The organism is Tissierellales bacterium (assembly GCA_025210965.1).
Lineage (GTDB): Bacteria > Bacillota > Clostridia > Tissierellales > JAOAQY01 > JAOAQY01.
Genome location: JAOAQY010000138.1, coordinates 1 through 4,416, shown reverse-complemented (window position 1 = coordinate 4,416; position 4,416 = coordinate 1). Strand labels below are relative to the sequence as shown.

The window sequence follows — 4,416 nt, the reverse complement described above, 5'->3', positions numbered from 1 at the left end:
AAGTAACCAAAGAGTTGTGACGGGAAATTTGAGAGATATAGTAGAAGTTGTTAAAGAAGAGAATATTAAAGCGCCAAGTCTCATAGTTGTAGGAGATGTAGTTGATTTAAGAGAAAAACTTGAATTTTTTGAAAAGAGACCACTTTATGGTCAAAAGATTGTAGTTACAAGGGCTAGGGCGCAGAGTAGTAAATTAGTAGATAAGCTATCAAACCTAGGTGCTACAGTGTTTGAATATCCATCTATACAAATTAGGGAGATTGAAGATAATGAGAATTTAGAGAAGGCTATGGATATTTTAGATGATTACACACATATTGTGTTCACTAGTATAAATGGAGTTAATATATTTTTTGAGAGATTATTTGATAGGGGCTTTGACAGTAGAGTATTGGCAAATTCCAAGCTCATAGCAGTTGGATCTGCTACGAAAAGGGCTCTTAGAAATTATGGGTTGAATGCAGATTGGATGCCTGAAAATTATGATGGTGATTCACTGGCAAATGGACTAAGGGAAATGTTAAAGTCTGATGATAGGGTTCTCATTCCAAGAGCTAAAAATGGACGAGCTGATTTGATAGATTCTATATCAGAGATTTGTAAAGCGGATGAGGTGATTTTGTATGAATCTGTGATAGATGAATCTAATATTTCAGAGCTAAATGAGACTATAAAGAAAAATGATATAGATTATATAACATTTACGAGCAGTTCTACAGTTAAGTATTTTATGGAAAAATTGACAGATGAGAATCGTCAAAAGGTCAGAGGTATAAATTGCGTCTCTATTGGACCTATTACTTCTGATACACTTAAAAATTATGATATAAAATTTTGCGATCAAGCTGAAATCTATACTATAGATGGAGTGGTGGATCGTTTAATATATTTAGCACAAAGATAGAGGAGGACGTACATTTGAGTATGATTCATAGAGGTAGAAGGCTTAGAGCAAATAGCGCTATTAGAAATTTGATAAGAGAGACTAAAATAAATATCGAGGATTTAGTTTATCCGATATTTGTCGTTGAAGGTGAAGATATAAAAAAAGAAATAAGTTCACTTCCAAACAATTATCATTTATCTGTAGACAAATTAGATGATGAGATAAAGGATATGAAGTCACTTGGACTTGAAAGTGTTTTAATATTTGGATTACCTGGAGAAAAAGATGCTTTTGGAAAAGAGGCGTATAATGACGATGGTATAGTTCAAAAAGCGGTGAGAGAAATAAAAGAAAAGCACCCAGACATGCTAGTCATAACGGATATTTGTATGTGTCAGTATACAGATCACGGCCATTGTGGAATATTGCAGGAGTGTGGATATATAGACAATGATGTCACAATTGAGTATCTTTCAAGAATTGCCATAAGTCATGCAAAGGCAGGCGCTGATATGGTTGCGCCATCTGATATGATGGATGGTAGAGTAGGACATATGAGAAGAACTCTTGATGCTGAAGGCTTTGAGATGGTTGGAATCATGTCGTATAGTGCGAAGTATTCATCGTCGTTCTATGGTCCATTTAGAGATGCTGCGGATTCAGCACCTTCGTTTGGAGATAGAAAAACTTATCAAATGGATCCTGCAAATAGTGATGAAGCTATGAGAGAGATAGCTATGGACTTAGAAGAGGGTGCAGATGTTATAATGGTAAAACCAGCGCTTAGTTATTTAGACATCATAAGAAGGGCAAAAGATGAATTCAATGCACCGTTAGCTGCGTATAGTGTGAGCGGTGAATATGCTATGCTAAAAAATGCTATAGACATGGGAATAATAAATGAAAATGCTATGATGGAGGCTATGACTTCTATCAAGAGAGCTGGAGCTGATATTTTAATTACGTATTTTGCAAAGGATATAGCGAGAATTCTTAGAAGAGCTTAGAAAAATTAAGATTTAAATTTTTATATTTAATTATAAATCAAATACAATATATGTTGAAATCCCTCCATCTATGGGTAAATTATTAAATGAATCAAAACCCATAGATCGGAGGGATTTTATGAAATTATTTGTGAAAAAGTCACAAGTATCACTGTTTACAATCTTTGTGCTAATTTTTATATTTGCAAGTATAGCGGTTGCTAGAGGTGATGTAGATTATCCTATTGTGGATACTGGTCAGTATGATTTTTATGGAAACAGTGGAGAGATAGATAAGCCAGTTATGGGCGAAGATTTTTATGGTCAAGACGCTACGTATATTAAAAACAAACGCTCTTATAAAAACAACGGAGATGGAACTATAGTAGATGAGATTACTGGTCTTATGTGGCAAGCTGATGCTGGTGAAAAAAAGACATATGATGAGGCAGTGAAAGAGGCGAAATCACTAAGGCTTGGTGGATACGATGATTGGAGAATGCCTACTATAAAAGAACTTTATTCGCTCATAAATTTTAGTGGGAAGACCGGTAGCAGTTCAAAGACAAATGTGGCGTATTTAGACGGTGATTATTTTAAGATATATTATGGTGACGAATCAACTGGAGAGAGGTTTATAGATGCTCAGTATATGTCTAGTACAAAGTATGTTGGAAAGACTATGAAGGGTGATGATACCGTATTTGGTGTGAATTTTGTGGATGGCAGAATAAAGGGATACGGTCTTTATGACAAGCGAACGAAAAAAGATAAGAAGTTTTACACTATATTTGTAAGAGGCAATGAGAATTATGGCAAAAATGAATTTGTAAATAATGGAGATGGAACTATAAGTGATTTAGCAACTGGTCTCATGTGGATGAAAGAAGATAGTAAGTCGGCCATGAAATGGAAAGATGCTCTTGGGTATGCAGAGTCTTTTGAATCATCAGGATATAGTGATTGGAGATTGCCAGATGCTAAGGAATTACAGAGTATAGTTGATTATAGTAAATCTCCATCTACTAGTGGAAATGCAGCTATAGATTCACTATTTGATTGTACGAGAATAGTAGATGAGGGTGGTGGTCGCAATTATCCATTTTACTGGACATCTACTACACATTTAGATGGTAAAAAATTAGGTCAAAGTGCAGTTTATGTGGCTTTTGGAGAGGCACTTGGATTTATGAAACTTCCGCGTTCTAATAGTGAAGAACTCTTGGATGTGCACGGAGCAGGAGCGCAGAGAAGTGATCCAAAGACTGGTGATGCATCGGATTATCCCAATGGTTTTGGCCCTCAAGGTGATGTCAGAAGGATAAATAATTTTGTAAGACTTGTGAGAGATATAGGTGGTGAACATGAGCCTAAATTAGAGGAATTAGATGGTGATTTTGGAGCTGTGCTTATAGGAACTGGTGGGCCAGTTTATTCTGAGAAGAGATCAAGTCCTAGTGTGCTAATTTTTGACGATGATGATTATTATTTAGTTGATATGGGTTATGGCACCCAAAAGCGACTCATGGAATTTGGCGTTAGCCTTGGTGATATAGAAACCATAATGTTTACTCATCATCACATGGATCACAACGAAGAATATCCAGGCGTACTTACTAAGGGCTGGTTAAAGGGGAGAGATCATTTAAATTTAATAGGACCTGTTGGAACTAGAAAATTGCATGAATTCGTCACTGAGTTCTATGAGAAAGATATGGAGTATAGAGCTAGTAAGAAGAGACGATGGTCATGGAATGGTATAAAGACAAATGTTGATATACAAGAGTTTGACGGAAGTGGTGAACATAAATTTGACGGTTTGATGCTAAGGACAGATAGCGTAAATCACAGCATAGAGACTCAGGCTTATAGATTCGAAAATGATGAGAAATCCATAGTGATATCTGGTGATTTGACTTATAGTAAATCACTCGTAAATCTAGCTAAAGATGCAGATGTTTTGATTATGGATTCTGGTTCTATAATAAAAATTGGTTCAAAAGGCGATGGAAATCCACCTTCTGACGATAGGGCGCATTCTTCACTAGATGAAGTTGCTAAAATGGCAAAGGAGTCAAATGTAAAGAAACTGGTGCTAACTCATATAGGTGGAGACATAGATGCTAAAAGGCAGATAGAAGCTATAAATGCTATATACAGTGGAAAAGTAATAATTGGAGAGGATCTCATGATTGTAAAATAAATCAAAATCTTGATAATGAAGATCAAAACTTTGATAATGAAGATTAAAACTTTGATAATGAAGATCAAAAATAGAACTAAAAAGTCGTCAATAACTTTTTAGTTCTATTTTTGTTTTTCTATCATTTCAAAAAGAGTACGTTCATCTACTGGTTTGCTAAAATAGTACCCCTGAAGTATATCGCAGTGCTGTGATGTCAGATAATCAGCTTGCTTTTCTGTCTCTACACCTTCTGCGATAACACTCATGTCAAGGTTATGTGCCATGTCTATTATGCTGTTTATAAGCCCGCGTTTCTTTCTGCTTGTCAGTATTCTGTCTATAAACGAGCGGTCTATTTT

At 35.5% G+C, this 4,416-nt stretch carries 4 protein-coding genes; 3 read left to right on the top strand and 1 reads right to left on the bottom strand.

The genetic code is table 11. The features are described from left to right. From N4A40_09730 to N4A40_09720, 3 genes are all read left to right on the top strand, one after another. Positions 1-904: uroporphyrinogen-III synthase (locus N4A40_09730; GenBank protein ID MCT4662127.1), on the top strand; the 904-nt coding region annotated here is incomplete at its 5' end. A 20-nt stretch (positions 905-924) separates the two neighbouring features. Further along, on the top strand, positions 925-1,893 hold the full coding sequence (gene hemB, locus N4A40_09725; protein ID MCT4662126.1) for a porphobilinogen synthase: 969 nt from the start codon (positions 925-927) through the stop codon (positions 1,891-1,893). Between the two features lie 118 nt (positions 1,894-2,011). Continuing rightward, positions 2,012-4,075, top strand: coding sequence for a DUF1566 domain-containing protein (locus tag N4A40_09720; GenBank protein MCT4662125.1), 2,064 nt, complete (start codon positions 2,012-2,014; stop codon positions 4,073-4,075). Positions 4,076-4,179: 104 nt separating this feature from the next. On the opposite strand, the gene N4A40_09715 is transcribed toward N4A40_09720, so the two are convergent. Continuing rightward, the coding region (locus tag N4A40_09715; GenBank protein ID MCT4662124.1) for an EAL domain-containing protein at positions 4,180-4,416 on the bottom strand (237 nt) is incomplete at its 5' end.